General features: G+C 41.6%; 16 protein-coding genes. 9 read left to right on the top strand and 7 right to left on the bottom strand.

The window, feature by feature from the left end; genetic code table 11:
* Positions 1-15 precede the first annotated feature (15 nt).
* Positions 16-651, bottom strand: coding sequence for a sensor domain-containing diguanylate cyclase (locus HBH39_RS14940; RefSeq protein WP_167679476.1), 636 nt, complete (start codon positions 649-651; stop codon positions 16-18).
* A 238-nt stretch (positions 652-889) separates the two neighbouring features.
* Positions 890-1,330, bottom strand: a complete 441-nt coding sequence (locus HBH39_RS14935; RefSeq protein ID WP_167679475.1) for a MarR family winged helix-turn-helix transcriptional regulator — start codon at positions 1,328-1,330, stop codon at positions 890-892.
* A gap of 98 nt (positions 1,331-1,428) precedes the next feature.
* On the opposite strand from HBH39_RS14935, the gene HBH39_RS14930 reads away from it, so the two are divergent.
* Positions 1,429-2,169, top strand: coding sequence for a siderophore-interacting protein (locus HBH39_RS14930; protein ID WP_244325671.1), 741 nt, complete (start codon positions 1,429-1,431; stop codon positions 2,167-2,169).
* 144 nt (positions 2,170-2,313) lie between these two features.
* Here the strand turns inward: HBH39_RS14930 and HBH39_RS14925 are convergent, their stop codons facing one another.
* On the bottom strand, positions 2,314-4,278 hold the full coding sequence (locus HBH39_RS14925; RefSeq protein ID WP_244325670.1) for a CBM35 domain-containing protein: 1,965 nt from the start codon (positions 4,276-4,278) through the stop codon (positions 2,314-2,316).
* 10 nt (positions 4,279-4,288) lie between these two features.
* Between HBH39_RS14925 and HBH39_RS14920 the strand changes: the two genes are divergently transcribed.
* Positions 4,289-7,126, top strand: coding sequence for an EAL domain-containing protein (locus HBH39_RS14920; protein ID WP_208764169.1), 2,838 nt, complete (start codon positions 4,289-4,291; stop codon positions 7,124-7,126).
* Between the two features lie 148 nt (positions 7,127-7,274).
* Here the strand turns inward: HBH39_RS14920 and fdhF are convergent, their stop codons facing one another.
* Positions 7,275-11,522, bottom strand: a complete 4,248-nt coding sequence (gene fdhF, locus HBH39_RS14915; RefSeq protein WP_167679474.1) for a formate dehydrogenase subunit alpha — start codon at positions 11,520-11,522, stop codon at positions 7,275-7,277.
* A 633-nt stretch (positions 11,523-12,155) separates the two neighbouring features.
* Between fdhF and cspE the strand changes: the two genes are divergently transcribed.
* Entirely contained in the window at positions 12,156-12,368 is a 213-nt protein-coding gene (gene cspE, locus HBH39_RS14910) for a transcription antiterminator/RNA stability regulator CspE (RefSeq protein WP_280117348.1), read from the top strand.
* Between the two features lie 257 nt (positions 12,369-12,625).
* Entirely contained in the window at positions 12,626-12,856 is a 231-nt protein-coding gene (locus HBH39_RS14905) for a hypothetical protein (RefSeq protein WP_167679472.1), read from the top strand.
* Positions 12,857-12,886: 30 nt separating this feature from the next.
* On the opposite strand, the gene HBH39_RS14900 is transcribed toward HBH39_RS14905, so the two are convergent.
* Positions 12,887-14,374, bottom strand: coding sequence for a helicase HerA-like domain-containing protein (locus tag HBH39_RS14900; protein WP_167680104.1), 1,488 nt, complete (start codon positions 14,372-14,374; stop codon positions 12,887-12,889).
* 353 nt (positions 14,375-14,727) lie between these two features.
* On the opposite strand from HBH39_RS14900, the gene HBH39_RS14895 reads away from it, so the two are divergent.
* Positions 14,728-15,912, top strand: coding sequence for a chemotaxis protein (locus HBH39_RS14895; protein WP_167679471.1), 1,185 nt, complete (start codon positions 14,728-14,730; stop codon positions 15,910-15,912).
* Positions 15,913-15,951: 39 nt separating this feature from the next.
* Here HBH39_RS14895 and HBH39_RS14890 read toward each other — a convergent pair whose 3' ends face one another.
* Positions 15,952-16,545: a GGDEF domain-containing protein gene (locus tag HBH39_RS14890; protein WP_167679470.1), complete on the bottom strand. Its 594-nt coding sequence runs from the start codon at positions 16,543-16,545 to the stop codon at positions 15,952-15,954.
* A 440-nt stretch (positions 16,546-16,985) separates the two neighbouring features.
* Between HBH39_RS14890 and gloA the strand changes: the two genes are divergently transcribed.
* The 3 genes from gloA (at position 16,986) to HBH39_RS14875 (ending at position 19,623) form a co-directional block, all read left to right on the top strand.
* Entirely contained in the window at positions 16,986-17,369 is a 384-nt protein-coding gene (gene gloA, locus HBH39_RS14885; RefSeq protein WP_167680103.1) for a lactoylglutathione lyase, read from the top strand.
* Between the two features lie 93 nt (positions 17,370-17,462).
* Positions 17,463-18,560 (top strand): alkene reductase, encoded by a 1,098-nt coding sequence (locus tag HBH39_RS14880; RefSeq protein ID WP_167679469.1) that lies wholly within the window; start codon positions 17,463-17,465, stop codon positions 18,558-18,560.
* Between the two features lie 199 nt (positions 18,561-18,759).
* Entirely contained in the window at positions 18,760-19,623 is an 864-nt protein-coding gene (locus HBH39_RS14875) for a DMT family transporter (protein WP_167679468.1), read from the top strand.
* Here HBH39_RS14875 and HBH39_RS14870 read toward each other — a convergent pair.
* Complete coding sequence (locus tag HBH39_RS14870; RefSeq protein WP_167679467.1) at positions 19,616-21,466, bottom strand: sigma 54-interacting transcriptional regulator; 1,851 nt, start codon at positions 21,464-21,466, stop codon at positions 19,616-19,618. The genes HBH39_RS14875 and HBH39_RS14870 overlap by 8 nt on opposite strands.
* Positions 21,467-21,819: 353 nt before the next feature.
* Between HBH39_RS14870 and cynS the strand changes: the two genes are divergently transcribed.
* Complete coding sequence (cynS, locus tag HBH39_RS14865; RefSeq protein WP_167679466.1) at positions 21,820-22,260, top strand: cyanase; 441 nt, start codon at positions 21,820-21,822, stop codon at positions 22,258-22,260.
* The last annotated feature ends 6 nt before the right edge of the window (positions 22,261-22,266 follow it).

Below are 22,266 nucleotides of genomic sequence, written 5' to 3'. Positions count from 1 at the left end.
AGGTGTCATAATCTCTTAATAATCCCCCACGGTACAGGCAAAGGTTTGCAGTACTAGGTCACCAGCATTGTGGCCATAAGAATCATTAATACCTTTAAATTTATCGAGATCTAGCATTAATACCGATAGCTTAGTGGCTTCTCTTTGACTGCGGCTAAATTCTACTTTTGCTGTTTCATAAAAATAACGGCGATTATAAATACCGGTTAAATAATCGGTTGTTGCCAGTTTTTGCAACTCTTGAGACATGAGAGTGAGCTTTTGCTCGTTTTGTTTTTTTTCAGTTATGTCAGTGATATACAAGTACAAAAAGTGCTGTTGAACAATTTGTTCAGTGACAATGAAATGCTTACCTTCAACTGTGTCAGTTTCAAATGTTCTGTAGTCGCAGCTTCTTCTTTTTGTGAGTGCTGCACTAATCCAAGTATCAAAACAGTCTGCTTCAATATTGATGCCTGTTTTGGTGGTAAAAGACCTAAAGCATAGCGCTGAAAAAGTTTGGTTGAGTGCCTTTTCTGCGGGAATGCCAAGTAGCATTTCTAGGGCTTCATTACAAAACACCAGCCTATCGTCAGCATCAAAAATGCCTACACCATCTTTGGTTAACAATAGTGAATCAATAATGACTTGCTCAATTTTATGATCTAACAAATTTTGATTCTCACTAGTCCTGTGTTTCAGGTGATGTGTGGTTAAGTTGAATTTTCATCACTGTCTCGGGGTATTGTTATCTAAGTCATTGTAGACGTTTAATGATTGATGAACATTGTATTAGTACACAAAAATATGACAAAAACCGCTTGAATTTGGCTTTTAGTTTGTTCAGGCATCATAACATTACCAATTATTTTTTTGGGGTTAATATTTATTGTGAGTCTTGTCTAACCATTCAGTTTGCGGCTTTGTAGGTTTGCAGATTTGCTAAGATGACCTCGGCGGTACTTACAAAGGCGGCAATTTCTACAGCGCTTAGGTGTTGCTGCATGTGTTGATGTACCTCATTTTGGGTTGAGCTGATGAGCTCAGCCAATGCTATTCCTTCCTTGGTTAATGATAAAATTTGGCTTCTTTTATCGTCAGGATTGGCGCTTTTGGTTAGCCATTGATTGTCGATCATTTCCTTGATTAAGCGGGCTACTTGGGCTTTATCTCTGCCAAAATAATTGACGATATCGTTAGCTGTGCACTGTCGGCTTTTGTTGATAAAAGTCAGGCATTTTACGTGCATGGCGTTTAAGCCAATTTCATTGGCTTTTAATGTCGACCGCATAGCGAGCCGATAGGCCGTCATAATGCTAAATATTGAATCGGTTATAGCGCTTTTATCCATTATGTTACCCTTTGTTATTTGGTTGACAATATCAACCAACCTCAATGTGGTAGACTTTATCAACTTAATCATTTGAGTTCAAGTAATGAGGCCAATAGATGAAACCAATTAAGCAGAAAATGAGAGTCGCATATGTTTCTCAAATCATTGATTTGTCGACTCACTTGCGTCGAATTATTGTTTGTGGTGACAGCTTGGAAGACTTCCCTGTATGGCTTGAGGGCGCTCATGTAAAAGTGGTTTTGCCCACTTATATCGAGACTGAGCGTACTATGCGTTCATATACTATTCGCTTTTTTAATCATAAAACTAAAGCGTTAGCGTTAGATTTTGTGGTTAACCGTCATCAAGGGCCAGCTACCTGTTGGGCTAGCGGTGCTAAAGTGGGTGACAGTATCGGTATTGCGGGTCCTGGGCAGATCAAACTAACTGACTTTAACCATCACAGCTATTTGTTGATAGGGGATTTGACGTCAGTTAACGCAATCAATGGTTTTGTGCCTCGTTTTAATGACCAAGCTGATATTCGAGTGATTATTGCTGTGCCGACTCGTGCAGATATTATTGCAATGGATTATGACGACTCAAACAATACCTGTTGGTATATTGAAGATGAAGCAAAGCTTTCGTTAACTGAGCAAGTTATGGCTTCAGCCAAAGGGCTGGCTGTTGATGCGCGTGTATTTATGGGGCTTGAGGCGGGTCATATTCGCGCCCTAAGGCCGGTGTTACAAGAGGATTTAGGCTTAAACAGAGTAAATATATTTGCAGTGGGCTATTGGAAGCAGGGGGTCGATGCCGATCGTTTTGGGGCACAGAAAAAAGCTAATCCATTGTAATATAAAGTCAACGTTAACAATCAGTATCTATCCATTGTTCTAAAGCAGTTATTTATAACGGTATGGTTTTGTAAAACCGTTATCAAAAGATATAGCGGCTAGTATTAGCCGCTATATCTGCATGACATTAAAGGTAATATTGGATTATTGGCAGCTATTAGGCGCTGCTGCAATAATATTATTTTTCCCTTCACTGTAGCTCGACAACCAAGGCGTTTTAGCGCCTTTACCTGCAGTGGCCATCACGTAGTTACGCAAGTCTGTACCTACGCTTAGCTTATTACTATTAATTGCATTTTTAGATGCTGAATTATAATCAGCTAGCATATTGGGCACACTGCCTTGAGCCATATCCAGCGATGCGGAATTACCAGAGGTGCTGCAAGTTGAATCAGATTCAAATACGTAGCTGTTATTGATTTCTAATGACCCATCTTGAATAGCATCATCAAATAACGATAAAGCCCAATCCGCTAAATCATCACCTTTTGAGTTATTAACTGGATTCATAAACAAGTTGTCATCCAGCAATGCTCTAGCGCCAACCCGTAAGCTCATAACGTCTTTACGATAGCCGTAAAAGACATTGTTGAACATATGCGTTTGACCACGGCGCAGTAAGGGGACGCGACGTAAGGTGTTATATGAGCTAGACCCGAAGTTATCATCCGTGGTAACAAACAAGTTATTATGTATGGTGGTAGTGATCTGTTGGTTTATCGGGCGACTATCGCTTGAGCCATGTAAAGCTGCACGCTTAACGTTAATCAGCTTATTAAATGATACTGTGATGTCGTGTGCTCCAACTTTAACATCAAAGGCTGAATCGCCTGTGGTGTCAAAGGTATTTTGGTGGATCCAAATATCATGAGACTCACCGGTCGAGCGGATCATGTCAGGGTCAAGATTGTGATCTTCTGTATGACCTACACCGATAAATTTATTATTGGTGATGATGACATTTTCTGACTGATGGGTTGAAGCACCACTACTATCAGCGCCGATTTTAAAGCCGTTAAAGGTAAATGTGGCTTTTGCACCGCGCCCATCAATGGTGGTATTACTATTGATTAAGTAGTTACGAACCGGCAGGCTGCTGTCATTTAATTCGTCATTAAAAAAAGTGACTAGACAATTTGAGCTAGATACGCCTTTAGCTGCACACCAAGCATAGGGATCGCGACAGGTTGCTTCATTGACACCCAGTGCCGATTGCATTGAGCTACTGGCGCAATATGGGCGATACATCATAATTGCGGTTTCGTTTGCAAAGTCATCTTTGTCAAACACAATCCAATTGTGATCGCTTGATGAAATTGCCGCTAAAATTTGATCTTCCGGTTTATTATTGGTGATGATAACCAACTTACTGCCGCCATTAGGGTTGTAACCTCCAGTGGCTTTTTCACCATATCCCACTGGTTTACCTAATGATTCAGCTAGACATTGAATGATTTGCTGATCAGATTGTAATGATGATTCACGCCAGTTGATTGAATCATTATTAATTAAATCAGCACAGTCAGCATTAGGGTATACAGGATCAGTAGGATCGACAGGATCAACCGGTGGCTCAATAATTACTCCACCGCCATTACAGTCACCTGCCGTTGGGGCAACGCCAGTGACCGCTAAGCTATCAATATTGGCTAACCCACTGCTGCCAGTTGCTTGCAAGCGTACAAGATTATTGCCCGCACGAAGCTGAACGCTTATCTCGTTAGTGGATGTAAATGCACTCCATGCTCCAGTGCCGGTAAATGCGAAGCTGGCTGCTAAAGTGTCATTAATTAATAAGGCTGCTGGGCGATCACTTGCGCCATTGGCATAACGGAACGAAATGCGATAGTTACCCGCTGATGGAACTGATATCGCGTAATCCACGCCTTTACCTGATTCATTATCCGTGTTGGCATAGCCGACACCATAATAACCAGAGTGATCGTTTTCTATTGCACCATCAACTGAGCAGAAGCCATTGGCATTCTCTTCAAATGTTTCAGTGACACTAGAACTGGTTTGTACATTAGCGGCCACTGCCGATGAGTTGTATTTGGTGCCGTCATCACCAGTTATTTTCACCGAGTAATAGTAATTGCCATCTGCCACATTGTAATCAGTGAAACTATTGCCTGTTAGCCCTGCCGCAATTTATCAACATTCACCATCCGTTTTACTTACCTTAAAAAAATCAGGAATACGTTCCGTACACGATCTTATTGGCAAAAAATTGATGCTAGCCAACAAGGATCAAGATGCAGACTTTTTGACTATGTTGGTCAATGAAGGCATTACCATCTCTCAACTTGATATTATGCCTAGCAGCTACCAACTGGATGATTTAATCACAGGTAAGGTTGATGCATTTAACTCCTATATGACTAACGAGCCTTATGTGCTTCAGCAACTTGGTATTCCATATAATATCATTGACCCAGTGGCTTACCGTGTTGATTTTTATAGCGATATTCTTTTTACTTCTGAAGCGGAACTGAATGATAACCCTAAACGAGTAGAAGCCATGCGCCGTGCTACCCTCAAAGGGTGGCGTTATGCGATGGATAACCCAGAAGAAATTATTGATGTTATTTTAACTAAATACCAAGTCGATAAAACCCGTGAGCATTTAGAGTTTGAAGCGACTGAAATACGTAAATTGATCGTGCCTGAGTTAATCCAAATTGGTCATATGAACCCTGATCGTTGGCAGCATATGAGGGACACTTTCATTAAAGCGAATTTAATCGATGATGGAAGATATTTTGATGGTTTTATTTATGATACTAGCACAACAAAAATACCTTATTGGGTATTCCCCACACTGAGTTTTGCCTTTGTCATAGTGTTGATAACCACGTTAATTATCATTTACTTACAACGTTTTAATCGGAAGCTGGCTGAAAATAAGCAAACATTACAAGAGAGCGAAGCGCGCTTTAAAGCATTAAGTGAGGCCACTTATGGTGGGCTTATGATTCATGATCAAGGCCGAATTCTCGAATGTAATTATGGCTTGTCTGAGATAACGGGGTTTGATTATTCTGAATTGATAGGTATGAATGGCCTAGAGTTAATTCTGCCAGAAGATCTCGAAATTGTTTTACAAAATATGCGCGATGACTATACCCATAGTTATGAAGTGACAGGGGTTAGAAAAGATGGCTCTACCTATGCACTCGCCATAAAAGGTAAAAATATTGTTTATAAGGGACGTAACGCGCGGGTGGTGGAGTTTGTTGATATCACCAATAAAAAGCAAATAGAAGATAAATTAAAACTGGCAGCCAGTGTGTTTACCCATGCCCGTGAAGGCATCATGATCACCGACCCGAATGGGAACATTATTGACGTCAACGATACCTTTTGCCATATCACGGGTTATAGCCGAGATGAGTCACTAGGGCAAAATCCGAGGTTTCTTAATTCGGGACGACATAGTCAGGCATTTTTCAAAGCCATGTGGGCTTCATTGATAGAAGATAAGCAGTGGTCTGGCGAAATTTGGAATAAGCGTAAAAGTGGTGAGTTGTATGTTGGATTGATCACCATTAGTGCGGTAACAGACAAGCAAGAAAAGACTAAAAACTATGTTGCACTATTTTCTGACATCACGAGAATGAAACAGCATCAGCAGCAATTAGAGCGTATTGCGCATTATGATACGCTAACTAACTTACCGAACCGGGTGATGTTAGCAGACCGTTTGAAGCGAGCCATGACACAAAGTGTACGTCGACAGCAGTTTTTAGCTGTTGCTTACCTTGATCTTGATGGTTTTAAAATGGTCAATGATACTTATGGCCATAACATGGGTGATCAACTGCTGATAGAGTTATCAAAATATATGAGTGACAGCCTTCGCGAAGGCGACACCATAGCGCGAATTGGTGGTGATGAGTTTATTGTATTACTGGTCGATTTAGACTCAATGGATGATTGTGAGCGAGTATTAGATCGCTTACTGCAAGCGGCTACTCGACCGGTTACATCAGGTAGTATTACGGCACAGGTTTCTACCAGTATTGGTGTTACCTTGTTTCCGCAAGATGACGTGAGTGCTGATCAGTTAATTCGCCATGCAGATCAAGCTATGTATATTGCTAAGCAAACAGGCAAAAATCATTACCATTTTTTTGATATTCATCAAGATAAAAGCATCCAGAGCCAACATGTCATTATTGAACATATTCAACAAGGGCTGGAGCAAGGTGAGTTTTTCTTACATTACCAACCCAAAGTGAATATGAGAACCGGTGAGGTTGTTGGCGTTGAGGCGTTAATCCGCTGGCAACATCCAGAACGAGGCTTGTTATTACCCAGTGATTTTTTACCAATGATAGAGAATCATCCTATCAGCCTGGTTGTGGGCGATTGGGTTATCGCGACTGCGTTATCACAAATGGCAACATGGCAAAAATTAGGTTTAGTCATGCCGGTAAGTGTTAATGTTGATGCCTTTCAATTACAGCAAGAGGATTTTATTGCCAAATTATCAATTGCCTTGGCGCACCATCCCAAAATAAAACCAAGTTTACTAGAGCTTGAAATACTCGAAACCAGTGCGCTTGGCGATATCATGAAGGTCATGGCAACGATGGAAGCTTGTATCGGGTTAGGGGTCAATTTTGCACTAGATGATTTTGGTACTGGGTTCTCATCATTAACTTATCTAAAGCGCTTACCCGCTCATTTATTAAAAATTGATCAAAGTTTTGTGAGAGATATGCTGGTGGATATTGAAGATCGCTCTATTGTAATGGGGGTGATAAGTTTGGCTAAAGCGTTTAATCGTCAAGTGATTGCTGAAGGGGTAGAAACCATTGCCCATGGTTCACAGTTACTTGCCATGGGATGTGAATTGGCGCAGGGTTATGGCATTGCAATGCCAATGCATGCTGATAAATTACCCACTTGGTTAGCACAATGGCAGCCAGATCCTGCATGGGATCATGTTTAATTCCAATCGTCATACATCACTGGTTATTCAAGCTTGTTAAAACACCTGATAGCAGCATTAATCGCTTGATAAAATGCCATCGAAATGACTTTCGATGGCATCAGTTTTATCTCTATGGCGCTAAATTATATAGCGCAGATCTGGTGACTTAAACATTCATCGATTCCACAGGCTGACAGACCTTTTCGACCTTGACTGCGCATACCTTAAATTCAGGAATTTTTGCCACGGGATCAAGTACGTTATTGGTGAGTTTATTGGCAGCGGCCTCAGCAAAATGGAAGGGTAAGAACAACACTCCAGCTTGGGCGCGCTTAGTCACAAATGCGGCAATATTAATACTGCCTCGTCGGGTAGATAATGTCAGCATATCACCATTAGTAATGGCTAATTGGTCCGCATCGAAAGCCGATATCATGACTTTTGGCGTGGCTAACTCATTTAAACCTTCGGTTTTACGGGTGAGAGTACCGGTATGGAATTGCTCCAGCAAACGGCCAGTAGACAATACAAATGGATACTCATTACATGGCATTTCAGCGGGTAAACGGTAGCTTACTGGCTTCATTTTGCCTTTGCCGTGGGTAAATTGATCCACATGCAAAATAGGCGTACCCAAATGGCCTTCTGTTGGGCAAGGCCACTGCACACCAAGTCGACCTTCTTTGGTTTGAGCATCCACACGTTGCCAGCTAATACCACGGTATTGTGGTGTGACTTGAGTGACTTCATGCCAAATTTGTCGTTCATCTTGATAGTGCCAATTCGCGGCCATTTTATTCGCAATATCCATAATGATTTGCCAATCAAGACGTGCCTTACCCGGTGAGGCTATTGCAGGTTGTAACTGCTGTACGCGGCGTTCAGTATTGGTAAAGTGACCTTGCTTTTCAGCAAAACTGGCAGCGGGTAAAACCACATCAGCAAGCTGAGCGGTTTCGGTCATAAAGATGTCTTGTACCACTAACAGCTCAGCGGCTGCTAGGCCTTTGAGTACATGGGCTTGATCTGGATCGCTCAGTACTGGGTTTTCACCCATCACATACAAGGCTTTTAATTGACCATGAGCCAAAGCATGCATCATTTCGGTAGCGGCAAGACCAATGGTTGGCGATAAGTTGGGGTGTTGCCAAGCTTGCGAGAATCGCTGCTGCACACCTATGTCATCCACTTTTTGATAACCGCTGTAATAGTTTGGTAATGCCCCCATATCGCAAGCACCTTGTACATTACTTTGGCCTCGTAGTGGGTTAATGCCCGCGCCTTCAATTCCGATATTGCCGCACAGTAACTGCAAGTTAGCAATGGCGGTAACGTTATCGTGGCCTGAAGTGTGTTGGGTGATTCCCATCGCATAATAAATCGCGGTTTTTTCTGCGGTGCCGATAAGCTCAGCTAACTGTTTTATCTTATCAGCAGCAACCCCAGTAATTAGCGCAGCATTTTCAAGGCTGTAATCTGGTTTCATGACTTCTGCGGACAACTGGTTAAAGCCTTCCACGCGCTGCTGAATGTAATCTTTATCGTGCCAATTATGAATAATAATTTGCTGCATGATGGCGTTAAGCAACATGACATCTGTACCGGGGCGATGGCATAAATAGAGTTGGGCATCATCCGCTATGGCGACTTTTTTCGGATCAGCCACCACTAACCTTGCGCCATGTTGATGTACGGCCTGTTTAATTTTAGAGGCAATGATAGGGTGAGCCACACTGGTATCAGAGCCTAAAATAAAGATTAAGTCAGATGATTTAATTGAGGGAATATTGTTGGTCATGGCACCGCTGCCAAGAGACTCTCGCAGTGCCGTAACCGTTGATGCATGACATAAACGCGCGCAGTGATCGATATTATTGGTACCAATGACCGTTCTGAAAAACTTTTGAAATAGGTAGTTATCTTCATTGGTCGCTTTAGCAGATGCTAGCCCCGCAATGGCGTTACTACCATGTTCAGCGCGAATGCTGATGAGTTTGTTGGCAATAAACTGCGTGGCTTCATCCCAACTGACTTCGACCAATTGCCCATTTTTACGCAATAGTGGTGATGTAAGTCGCTGTTGGCTGTTAATAAAATCAAAGCCATAACGCCCTTTGACACACAGCATGCCATCGTTTACTGGCGAGTGATTGTCAGCGCTAACATGCATAATGTGATTATTGACAGGATCAGTATGCAATGTGACACGACAACCAATGCCACAATAGGTGCAAATGGTTGAGGTTTGTTTTAGTTGTGTTTTACGACCTTGGGCTTTATCGCGAGCATCTGTTAACGCACCTGTTGGACAAACTTGGACGCAGTTGCCACATTGAACGCATTGGCTGTCAGCCATAGAGGCGCTAAAACCAACTCGCGGTGCTTGACGTAAAGTGTCAGCTGTGGCGCCTTGTGGTAATGCTAGGTAACTGTCGGCTTCAAAACAAATGGCATTATGGCCGGCTTGCTGGTGGCACATGGCGACACAAGCCCCGCAACTGATACAGCGGTTGGGGTCAAAGGTAATAAAGGGCGAACTGCTATCTTGCACAAATGCTCGATGCTGCTGACCATCAATGGCTTTTCCGTCAACATGATACTGGCTGGCGTAGTCTCTTAACTGGCAATCAGTATTGGCCTGACAGCCGCACTCAAGACAACGGGCGGCTTCAGCCAATGCGATTTCATCTTTGAAGCCTAATTCAATTTCATCAAAACTGGCACTTCTTGCATTCATGGCCAGCTCAGGCATTTTAGCTTTGGCTTGATGAAGCCGTGTTGGAAAGTGACTCAAATCTAACGCCTTATGTTGACGTTTTTCTGAGTTAAATGGCTTGGCTATTAAGTCACAGCTTAGCTCGCCATCGAGCAGTTTTTGAATGGCATCAGCGGCTTTTTTGCCATCCGCTACGGCTGCAACAGCGGTGGCGGGGCCAGTGCGAGAATCCCCTAAAACAAATAGCTTTTCAATGCCAGATGACATGGTGTATTCACAGCCTGAAAAGGTATTCCAGCGCGTTAATGCTAATTCACCATTGGTAAGGCAACTGGCTGGATCGCTTAAAAATGACATATCAGGCGTTTGCGATACCGCAGGAATAACAGTATCAAAAGCTTCAACAAAGGTTTCACCTGTAGCTTTGGGTGAGCGTCGGCCAGATGCATCCGGTTCGCCTAATGCCATCTTTTCAAAAGTCACCGCATTAATACGGCCAGCACTGTCGGCATGGTTTTCAATAGGATTGGTTAGAAAATAAAAACGGATCCCTTCATGTTCTGCTTCTTCAATTTCGTAATCTTCTGCAGGCATTTCATCGCGGGTGCGGCGATAAACTAAGGTGACTTCTGCGCCTTCGCGAAGTGCGGTACGAGCGCAATCAATGGCGGTATTGCCACCGCCGATCACCGCGACTTTTCTACCTGTGGTATAACGTTTCTCGGTGCAATGATCTTTCAGGTAATCTACCCCAAGGTAGCAGCCGTCAAGTTCGACTCCAGGGTAATTCATTGGCACTGCTTTTTGCGCGCCTATGGCTAAACACACTGCATCAAAGGACTCCACTAAGTCATTCAGGTGAATATCTGTGCCTAAACGGGTATTGGTTTGAATTTTCATGCCATTTTTACACAATAAATCAATTTCTTGATCGAGAATCGCTTTAGGCAAACGGTACTCAGGAATACCGTATCTTAACCAGCCACCGGCTTTTGGCATTGACTCATAAATTGTGACTTCATGTCCGGCATTCGATAGATAAAAACCGGCACTAATACCCGCAGGCCCGCTACCAATAATGGCAATTTTTTTACCTGTGTTAGCAAGCTTAGTCGGAACATAGCTATCGCCTTGTAAATCAATATCAGCCGCATGGCGTTTTAATTGCCTAATGGCTAATGGCTCGTCTAATTCACCACGTCGACAAGCTGACTCACAAAACGCAGGACATACGCGACCGATAGACAAGGGAAGCGGTAAGGTTTGCTTAATAATTTTTACGGCTTCACGATGATTTCCCTGTGCGATTTGATAAAGATAAGATTGCACATCAACACCAGCGGGGCAGGCTTGCTGGCAAGGCGCTTCGCAATCGGCAAAGTGATCGCTTAACAGGTTTTTGAGTGATGCTTGGCGTATTTTGCTTAAGGCAACAGAGTGTGTGACGACTGTGATGGTTTCGGTGATAGCGGTTTCGCACGCTTTTACTGTGCTTCGATTGCCACTGTTATCGGTTAACTCAACATAGCACAGTCCGCAGCTTTGTTTGTCTTGTAAGCTGTGAGTTGATTGATTAGTTGCAGACTGAGTGTGATGACACAAATGGGGAATCGCAACGCCAGCATTGATGGCGCAGGTGAGCAGGTTTTCACCTGGTGCTGCTGTAGCGGTTTTACCGTCGAAACTGAGCTTTATCATAACGTAGGGACCTTTGTTTGAAACATTGACTATGCTCGGCAATCCTTCACCTACAATTAGTACATTTTTGATTAGGTTTTACTGTTTTACTTGAGTATACCTAGTGGCGATTTAACAACAGGTCTTAGAAGTCTTTATTTGTGTTGATTTTGTGAGCGGCTTCTCGATGTCTTAGGTGATTGAGAACTTGGTCGGCTATATAGTGGCTTAAGTGTGATGACAGTCTTAATATGGATGACATCAAATGTCATGGCGTATAGAAATTAACTTTCGACTGATATTTTTTGAGTGGCTAAATGGTTTTATTAAATCTAAGCATTATTAAGTGATGATTATTAAGGCTATTTTTGCATTTATTACTGGCGTAATCCCTTGAGGGTGACGACATGATATTAAGTGTTATTTTTATTTTAAAAATAAAGCCTTTACAATTCTCAATACTCCTGTAACATCCACCTCGCTCTGAAATTCAGAGTTATTAATGAACATCAAGTAAAAGTAAAGCCTCAGAATTCCGCGTTAACGTTGCATCCTGTGTTTCCCTTAGCTTCATAGTCACATTAAATAATTCAAGCACTCAGCGCATCGCAATATCGCGATAGATTTTTTTAATTTTTAATTTATAAGGGACACATCATGTCTAAAACAACTGGCGTAGTAAAATGGTTTAACGAAGACAAAGGTTTTGGCTTCATTACTCAAGACAATGGCGGCGCTGACGTATTTGTACATTTCCGTTCAATCGCTTCAGAAGGTTTCAAAACTTTAGCTGAAGGCCAAAAAGTTTCTTTCGAAGTAGAACAAGGCCAAAAAGGCCCACAAGCAGCTAACGTAGTTGCTGTCTAATTTGAAAGATTACGTTAAAGGCGTATGCCAATTGACGTAACTTCAAATAATTGATGACATTGTAAACTCTTAGTTAGTTTTCCAAAATGTGAATCAATTATCCAAAAAGCGAACCTTAGGTTCGCTTTTTTGCTTTGTGCGCTGCACTAAAAACATTCAAACTGCCATTATGAGTTACCGCATGCTAAGTTATTATTTAGTGTGTACTGGTCAACTCACACTAAACACTTTTGATTGAGATGTTTGCGAGCGTAATCATGACAGATAGCAAGCTGATTTTAATTTTAAAAACCTGCATTAGTATTGGTATATGCTTAATTTTATTAGGTATCTATTTGCATAACTTTAGTGAAACCATCGAAAATATGGGGGTTAATGGGATCGTTATTAGCGCGATATGTGTTGCCGTTGGCATGGTACTTTCTTTGCCAACCAAAATGTATCTGACCTTTGTTTTGGTTAAACGAGAAACCGATAAGCAAGTTTAACCACTGATGCGCTTGTGCGGCAAACGTGTTTTATTTACCGCCTTTCCCCATGATACTGCCCAATATTCCTCTGACAATTTGCTTGCCAAGCTTGTTACCAACAGTCCGTGCGGCTTGTTTGGAAAAGGTTTGCACTAACCCTTGGCGGCGTTTGGTGCCAAATAACCATTCGCTAAACCAATTACCTTGCTCGTCATCATCGGAAGAGTGAGCTGATGATGCTGTTGATTGTGCTTCCGCTTCCGCTTGGTTGATTTGATTTAAGCGTTCATAGGCTGATTCACGGTTGATGAGTTGATCATAATGGTTCCCAATAGGGCTTTGTGCTCGACAGTTATCACGCTCATTTAGCGTTAATGGTCCCATGCGGCACCGAGGAGGGGCGATAAGGGTTTGCTCAACCATACTGGGGATCCCTTTATCTTGCAGGGTAGATACCAATGCCTCACCGACCGCTAAACTAGAAATGACTTGGTTGAGATCAAGTTTAGGGTTCGGGACAAAAGTTTGTGCGGCTGCGCGGACCTTCTTTTGATCTCTTGGGGTGAAGGTGCGTAATGCGTGTTGAATGCGGTTACCCAGTTGTCCTAAGATGGCATCGGGGATGTCGTCTGGAAATTGTGAGCAAAAATAAACGCCAACCTCTTTTGAGCGAATGAGGCGCATAATTTGCTCGATACGTTTGAGTAAATGATCAGGACTGTCATCAAACAAAAGATGTGCTTCATCGATAAACAATGCCAATTTAGGTTTAGCCCCATCGCCAACTTCTGGTAGATTTTCATAGAGCTCTGATAAAAGCCAAAGCATAAAGCTCGCGTACAGATTTGGCGAAAGCACCAGTTTATCGGCACTTAAAATGCTCATTATACCTCGGCCTTGAGCATCGGTTAGCATAATATCTTTCAGTTCAAGTGCTGGTTCACCAAAGAAAATATCACCACCATCACGATTTAGGTTGATCAGTGATCTTTGAATAGCAGCCAGTGATTGTGCGCTAATTAAACCATACTGAGCACTGATTATTTTGCGTTCTTCAGCTACCAAGGTGAGCAAGGCTTTTAGATCGTCCAAATCCAGTAACAATAATCCACGACTGTCCGCTAAGGTAAAAACGATATCTAAAATACTACTTTGAGTGGCATTTAACCCTAACATTTTGCTTAATAAAGTTGGCCCCATTTCGCTTACTGTCGTTCGAATAGGATGACCTTGTTGTCCAAATAAATCCCAAAAAATGCACGGATTGGCTTGAGGGCTAAAATCAGTAATGCCAATTTTGTCAGCGCGAGCTAATAGTTTTTCAGAAGCAGTACCCGCAGCGGCTAAACCGGAAATATCCCCTTTAATATCGGTGACAAAAACCGGAACACCTAGGCGAGAAAAGTTTTCTGCTAGCATCATTAGCGACACGGTTTTCCCGGTTCCTGTTGCCCCTGCAATTAACCCGTGTCGATTACCATAGCGCAGCAGTAACTCAACTTGTGTATCGCCTTTGCCTATGACTAGATTGTTCATCGCTTCGCTGTTCATTTTGCTTCCTTACAAGTCATAACCTTCGGAGTTAATCGGGTTAATAATGCTGAATATGACTGCAAGTATAGGTCAAAAAATATTCATTAGTGGGGGGGCGATTTGATGCGTATTTAAACCCATTGATAGGGGGGATTTATGGGAGCATGAATGGTTAGGTCAATAGCCATTTATTTGTTCCACTATCGTTTTGTTCATGTGCCATAAAAGTGTGGGGTGATTAATAGGCTATATTCTGATGACGATAAAATGTATTATATTTTAATAGTTTATGAATTGGTTTGTGATAGGTTGTCGTGTTTTGCGACATATATTGTGTCACCTTTTGAGGTTATGTTATGGGTTTTGCTCGAAAATTATTCCTTGTGTCGATAATGTTGTTTGCTTTGCCGAGTTGTTCATTGTTAGAGGTTAAGCTAGAGAGTGGTATTGAACCTTTACCCCAAGAACAGCTAAATATGCGTGTGTTTAGTCGTGACTTTAGCCACACTTTTTACAGTGAGGTTGAAAACAGCGCAGATCAAATAGCATTGCTTGCGAGCAATTCTGGCATGGAGTCTGCCGTTGGAGCTGATTTTATCACCCTCAAATCCCGCACTTTAATGTGGAAAATTAATAGTGAGCAAGCGCTACAAAGAACCATATTTCAGGCATCACCCTTGGCCGCTATGATTGATACTTGGGTGCTTAGTGCGCAAATGAATGACTTTTTTACTAATGGTAATGGGCGTCAGTTATTTGGTGAGCACCAAGCGATTGCTATTGAGGCGAGTGAGCGCCTACAGGCGAATTTTGAGCGCACCATTAAAGGCTTTGTTAAACCAAAAGAGTTTACTCAATACCAAGCATTTATTGCGAAATATGTGACTGAATATCCAATAATGGATATAACTTTTACTCGTAGATCAGCGTTTAATGATTGGTTAGCTTTTAGAAATATCAGTGAGTTTGAGGCAGTGACCACTTTTGGGACTGTGCCTGAGGTAATGAGTGATATTTCTGATCGTATGGCGATGATTGCTGATCAAATGCCGAAAATACTGACCTGGAAGGCTGAGCTATATGCATTGCATTCCAATATCAATGCAGATGAACTGCAAAAAACCTTGGCTAGCATAAGCGATACTTCTGCGCGCTTTCAAACTCTTATGGCTAAAAGTCCTGAAATGATGGCCAGTTTGGCCGTTGATTTACGCAAAGAGTTAACACCATTATTAACCCAATTAAGTGAGTCTACGGATGACAAGTTGGCGAAATTATCTATTGAGCGTCAAGCCTTGGAGCAAATGGTGAAAAATGAACGACTAGCCTTAGAAGAAATGGTGGCTCGCGAGCGTGTTGCTGCCGCGGCTAATTTAGATGATATTTCAAAACATACTGTTGAAGTGGTATTTAAAGAGCTTACCAACACCTTAAAAAGCCTAATATTATATTTCGTGCTTTTCCTTGGAGTAATATTTTTTGCCCCCTTGGGCTTAGGAGTTTGGCTTGGTAAACGTATGGCTCTAAAACGCGCGGCGTAACGCCATGATGATGTGAATTAGCACCACTTAAGGGGGAAGTTACATTCCCCTTTTATCAAACTGTCTATTTGATTTTGATTGATTAATAAATTGATTAATAAGCTTACTAAAATCATTAATTGTGCTGATTTTATCGGTTTGTAAATCCAATTCATGCAACTCTAATTCGATACCAAATTGAGCAATTTGCAAGTTGGCTTCTAACATTGCAGCGTCAAGCTTGATGTATTGTTCTGTTAATATTAAAAAGTCATCACCAAACACTCTAAATATTGCTGCGTCATTGATAGCTTGGGTTAATTTACGGGCAATATTACAAAGCAAGTTATCACCTGCTAGCCAGCTATTTTGTTGATTGTATTGGCCGAAATTTAATAAGTTGATGAAATAGCAACAAGCATAGTGTTTACCAAAAAGTTCTTCATTGAATGAAATAATGTGCTCCAAATATCGATAATTATACAGGCCTGTCAATGGGTCTTTGTAGTAATAAGCCAATCTTGCCTCTTCAAACTCATCTTTTAGATAATTATGATCAACCGGAATAATATCCATTGCCTCTAAAACGGGGATCGCTGCTTTTACGGTCTCAGGACAAAATTGCTTGCCTGAAAGGGCTTTTATATCCTGCATTTGGGTGAATAGCATTAACCCATACATAGGTGTCAGGGTTTTGTAGTTTGTAAACTCTAACAACAAATGAGGTTATTCGCTCTTTTGCCGCAGTAATAATGGATTATTCGTCGATTAATACTTGCAAAGTTGATTTAGCTTCTGATTTTATGGACCTTAATGTTTCAACGTATTAAAGCAACTTGTTAACGACTGTCATCGCTAGGCAATATATTTATGTTTAACCATCACGACGAATACCGCTCTTAGCCAAAACATACATAGCGAGTTTAGTAAGCTTTTAATAAAATAAATTTATCATATTGAGTATTTTTGATAATTGTTAATTGTTTTGGGTTTTACTTAAAATGGCTTTATTGATTTGATACAGGCGCCATTGACTGAGTTGATATGGCTCTGTCAATAACAGCTAAAATTTCGCTAAGCTTTAAGAGGTAATGATGCAATTTCTACACACAATGATCAGAGTCGGTGACCTAGAAAAGTCGATTAAATTTTACACTGAAGTGTTAGGTATGAGCGTGTTAGATAGAACTGACAACATAGAATATCGTTACACTTTAGTATTTGTGGGTTACCCAGACCAAGTTGGTAGCACCAGTATAGAATTAACTTATAACTGGGATACAGCTCAATATGATATGGGGAATGCCTTTGGTCATTTAGCTTTAGGTGTTGATGACATTTATGCGGCATGCGACAAAATTAAAGCATTAGGTGGACATGTAACCCGAGAGCCCGGCCCAGTCAAAGGCGGCCAAACCCATATTGCCTTTATTACCGACCCTGACAGCTATCAAATTGAACTTATACAATTAGGTTAATTGATTAAGTATTTTTTGAGCACGGCTAACAACCTTATCAATAACAGACGAGGTTAGCTTTGCTTAATGACCCATTTTTGAGGAAAACCTCCAATGAAAGAATCACTATTTCAACCTATTCAATTAGGGCGTAATACCTTAACTAACCGCATTGTTATGCCGCCGATGACTCGCTCTCGTGCTTCACAGCCCGGAAACGTAGCAAATGAGATGATGGCAAAATATTATGCTCAGCGAGCACAAGCAGGCTTGATTGTCGCAGAGGGCACGCAGATATCACCTATGGGGCAAGGCTATGCGTGGACACCAGGCATTTACAGCCCAGAACAAATTGCCGGTTGGAAGCTTACTACTGATGCTGTGCATAACAATGGCGGTGTGATTTTTGCTCAGCTTTGGCATGTAGGTCGAGTGACCCACCCTGATAATATCGGTGGTCAGCAACCGATTTCATCTTCAGCCCTTAAAGCTGAAAACGTCAAAGTGTTTATTGATAACGGCACCCAAGAGCCGGGTTTTGTTGATGTGGTTGAGCCACGCGCCATGACCAAAGAAGATATTAAAGCTGTGATTGAAGAATATCGTCAAGCGGCATTGAATGCGATTGAAGCTGGTTTTGATGGCATTGAATTACATGCGGCTAACGGTTACTTAATTAATCAGTTTATCGATTCGCAGGCCAATAACCGCACCGATGAATACGGTGGCTCAGTAGAAAACCGTTTACGTTTTTTAAGTGAAGTGGTTGCTGCTTTGGTGGAGGCAATTGGTGCAGACAGAGTGGGTGTGCGCTTAGCGCCATTTACCTCATTAAACGGCACGGTTGATGCCAACCCAGTTGAAACCTACACCGCTGCTGCAGCATTATTAGATACCCACAAAATAGTGTATTTGCACATTGCTGAAGTGGATTGGGATGATGCACCACAAACGCCAGCAGGGTTTAAGCAAGCTGTGCGTGAAGCCTTTAAAGGGGTGTTAATTTATGCAGGCAAGTATACGCCTGACACAGCTGAGCAAGCGGTAAAAGATGGTTTAGTGGACATGGTTGGTTTTGGGCGGCCGTTTGTCGCTAATCCTGATTTACCTAACCGTATTAAACATGGTTACCCATTAGCTGTGCATGATCCTGCAACCTTGTTTGGTGGTGACGAGAAAGGATTAACTGATTATTGTGAGTTTGCTCGCTAACACTTGAACGCCAATGTGTATTAAAATTAAACAGCAACTTTGCACCTGCAAACGTTGCTGTTTTTATATGGGCTTGTTTTTAATTCAATCTATTAACTTCAATACTCTGTTTTACCCCCAAGAAGTATATCTGTAACCTGTTGTTACTTAAGTAATAACAGGTTTATTGGCGTTTGTTTTGATTAGCTAGAGAGTGATAATGCGCGGACCGTTATATTTATTAATTGCCACCTTATTGGCTGCCCTTGGTTGGGTTGCCTCTAAGCTAGTGGTTGAGCAAATGCCTGGCGAGGTGTTTATTGCCAGCCGTTTTTTACTCGCGAGTTTGTTTTTATTGCCTTTTTGCTATAAAAGTCTGTGGCGATTAAGGGCGAAAAAAATCATCTTAGCCAGTGGTACAGGGAGTATTTTAGCTATTGGGTTACTGATTTGGGTGTATGCGGTTTCGATCAGCAATAGCTTATCTGAAGGCGCATTCATCATGAGCGTAGCGGTCATTATCGCCCCGATGACCGCATGGATAATGTTTAAAGTTAAGCCTCACAAAGCATTTTGGGTCGCCCTGCCGATAAGTGTTATCGGCATGATGTTACTGAGTTTAAGTCATGGCTGGGAAGTTGAAACCAGCCAAGGGTATTTTTTATTGGCTTCAGCCTTAATGTCAGTGCATTTTGTGCTAAATAAAAAACTAAGTAGTAAGCTAAAACCTCTAGATTCCATATGTTTGCAGTTATTTGTTGTTGGTATCGTGGCGGGTATCTACTCTGCGGTTACACATCAAGTGAGTTTTGAATGGAATGACAATTTGCTATTTTGGTTTGCTATTTCAACGCTTATTGCAACTTCAGTTCGCTATTTATTACAGACCATTGGCCAGCATCAAGCCAAAATGGAAACCGCTGCATTGATTATGATTTTAGAACCCATTTGGACCATGATACTGAGTGTGTCATTTTTAGATGAGACGGTTTCTGTACAAAAGATTATTGGTGGTGCAATGATTTTTATCTCGCTATTTTTGTATATTAAGCTCTCAAAACCTGCTGTTAAAGCAGCTAGTTAGTATAGATTTGTCGGTTAATCCCATATTTTTTTAATTTGGATGATAGTGTTGTTGGTTTTAAGTTGAGCAGCTCAGCAGCGCCACTTTGACCATAGACTTTGCCTTTAGTGCGCACTAATGCATTGATTAGGTTAGTGCGTTCGATATCTTTTTGTTGTTGGGCGCTGATCAGCTCAGGATGCGCATTGTTAAGTTGAATTTCTGCCATGGGTAAATCTTGATTTAAGCACTCAAAACTGAGCTTATTGCCTTTTGCGAGAATGATTTGGCGTTCAATAATATTTTCTAATTCACGAATATTTCCTGGCCAGCTATAGCGAGACAAATACTGCATTTGCGCCATTGACACTTTGGCAGCTGCCAGATTTGATCGTAAACAGATTTTGTTAATAAAGTGATTAACGAGTAATGGTAAGTCTTCTATTCTGTCTCTCAATGCGGGTGAGTGAATTGGAAATACGTTCAGCCTGAAATACAAATCCTCGCGAAATTTATTTTGTTCTACTAAAGCCTTTAAATTTTGATTAGTGGCACAAATCACCCTCACATCAACGGTGCGAGTTTTTGATTCACCGACTCGCTCAAATTGAAACTCTTGCAGTACGCGCAGTAACTTGCCTTGTAATTGCAGAGGAATTTCGCCCACTTCATCTAAAAAGAGGGTAGCGTCATTGGCGAGCTCAAATCGACCAACACGGTCGCTTATCGCGCCTGAAAACGCACCTTTCACATGGCCAAAAAACTCACTTTCAAATAGCTCCGCTGGAATGGCTGCGCAATTTACGCGAATAAATGAGCGATTTTTGCGATGGCTAGCGTCATGAATCGCGCGGGCAATGAGCTCTTTACCTGTTCCTGATTCACCAGTAATTAATACGTTGGCATCGGTCGGAGCCACCAACTCTATTTGATGCACCATATGTTTAACCGATTCACTTTGACCAATAATTTGTTGATGGTTGAAATCAGCATTAATCTCTTCTTGCAGGTAGGCATTTTCCATTTCTAAACGCTGCTTTAATGAGTCGACTTGTTGTAATGCGTTTAATAGTTTTTGCTCTGTTTCTTTGCGTTTACTGATGTCCCTAAAAACCACTACGGCGCCAATTAACTCTCCGTTATCTTTTAAGGGCGTGCTGGTATATTCCACTGGAATGGCTTTCCCTGACTTTGACCAGAATACTTCCTCGTCCATACTGTGAACTTCGCCATCATTAAAGGCGGCAAAAATAGGGCAGTGGTTAACGGCATAATGGCTGCCATCTGCATGGGAATGATGGATCATATGATGTATATTTTTGCCGATTAATTCAGATTTTTTCCAACCGATAATCTTAATTGCCGCTTCATTGACAAAAGTTGCGTTGCCTTTTTTATCTACTCCATAAATACCGTCACCAACAGCGGTGAGTAGCATTTGATTTTGGCGCTCAATTTCTTGGTAAATGGTTTCGCTTTTAGACCAATGTAATAGACCTGATTGGTAATTAGATTCTGCTAACGATTGGTAGTAGTGCTGAAAACAAACGCTGGCAAGTTGACAACTGAGCAATACGCCTTCATCAAGAGTGATAGCATTTATATCTAAAGTGATTGATTGCTGGTTTATGCTGATACTTAAATCATTTGACCAAGCTGAGCCGTGTTCAAATACTTGCTGTGTAAACAGCATGAGCTTATCAAGGCAGTCAGGAAAAAACTGGCTAACGGTATAGGATCCAAGTTTTTCTGCATCGAGTGAAAACAGTGCTTGAGCCTGTAAATTTGCTTGTAGTATCTGATTATTTACCGGGTCGATAAATATCATTGCAACTGGTGCTTGTTTAAATAGATGGCTCAACATCTTGTTTCTCCCTACCTGACGATTCCTTAAAAATGTTTTCACGTCGCTGTGCAGCATCACTGGCTATTCAAGTATTACGCCAACCACGAAATATCGTGCAAATGAGCACGAAAGTTCGTTGGCAACGAAATATCGTGGCAAGTTGTCAACTGAGTTCTTATGTATTTCCCTTATTTATCAACAAGATGTTTTTAACTGCTTTTTGGCACAGTTCTCGCAATATCTAAAGTACCAAGTGTTATCAACAATAAAGCACATATGTGGTGCAGTCTGACTAAACAAGTTTTGCACTATTTTTGAACATTTTGGTTTGTAGCAGCCTGATGAGGCATATCAACATTGTGGGGTAAAAGATGAAAAAAATAGATGTGACAGAAGCCATATTTGCCATCAAAAAAGAGCGCGAGTTGACTTGGGAGTCAATAGCTGAAGCGGTGGGCATGTCAACGGTATGGACGACTTCAGCATGCTTAGGCATGAACAGCTGTTCGGCACAAACTGCAGATAAATTAGTGAGTTTTTTAGGCTTACCTCCCCAAGCGGCCAAAGTGTTAATAGAGTATCCAACTAAAGTGTGGGATCAAGCTTTGCCACAAGACCCATTAATTTATCGTTTATATGAGGTCGTTGGCGTGTATGGCGACACGTTAAAGGAAGTCATTCAAGAAAAATTTGGCGACGGGATTATGAGTGCTATTGATTTTTCAATGGATGTGGAAAAGCAAGCCGACCCTAAGGGCGATCGGGTTGTTCTTACGTTAAATGGTAAGTTTTTACCATATAAGTCTTGGTAATAGATT

Source organism: Shewanella aestuarii, assembly GCF_011765625.1.
In the GTDB taxonomy this organism is placed as follows: domain Bacteria; phylum Pseudomonadota; class Gammaproteobacteria; order Enterobacterales; family Shewanellaceae; genus Shewanella; species Shewanella aestuarii_A.
The sequence above is the reverse complement of the archived record's forward strand: the minus strand, read 5'-3'. Positions and strand labels throughout refer to the sequence as shown.

Bases quoted from the DNA above. Each gene is read 5' to 3' on its own strand.
- HBH39_RS14895 (WP_167679471.1), top strand. From the start codon at position 14,728: ATGGGTTTTGCTCGAAAATTATTCCTTGTGTCGATAATGTTGTTTGCT.
- HBH39_RS14875 (WP_167679468.1), top strand. From the start codon at position 18,760: ATGCGCGGACCGTTATATTTATTAATTGCCACCTTATTGGCTGCCCTT.
- gloA (WP_167680103.1), top strand. From the start codon at position 16,986: ATGCAATTTCTACACACAATGATCAGAGTCGGTGACCTAGAAAAGTCG.
- HBH39_RS14890 (WP_167679470.1), bottom strand. From the start codon at position 16,545: ATGCAGGATATAAAAGCCCTTTCAGGCAAGCAATTTTGTCCTGAGACC.
- HBH39_RS14900 (WP_167680104.1), bottom strand. From the start codon at position 14,374: ATGAACAATCTAGTCATAGGCAAAGGCGATACACAAGTTGAGTTACTG.
- HBH39_RS14930 (WP_244325671.1), top strand. From the start codon at position 1,429: ATGAAACCAATTAAGCAGAAAATGAGAGTCGCATATGTTTCTCAAATC.
- fdhF (WP_167679474.1), bottom strand. From the start codon at position 11,522: ATGATAAAGCTCAGTTTCGACGGTAAAACCGCTACAGCAGCACCAGGT.
- HBH39_RS14880 (WP_167679469.1), top strand. From the start codon at position 17,463: ATGAAAGAATCACTATTTCAACCTATTCAATTAGGGCGTAATACCTTA.
- HBH39_RS14935 (WP_167679475.1), bottom strand. From the start codon at position 1,330: ATGGATAAAAGCGCTATAACCGATTCAATATTTAGCATTATGACGGCC.
- HBH39_RS14870 (WP_167679467.1), bottom strand. From the start codon at position 21,466: ATGTTGAGCCATCTATTTAAACAAGCACCAGTTGCAATGATATTTATC.
- HBH39_RS14905 (WP_167679472.1), top strand. From the start codon at position 12,626: ATGACAGATAGCAAGCTGATTTTAATTTTAAAAACCTGCATTAGTATT.
- cynS (WP_167679466.1), top strand. From the start codon at position 21,820: ATGAAAAAAATAGATGTGACAGAAGCCATATTTGCCATCAAAAAAGAG.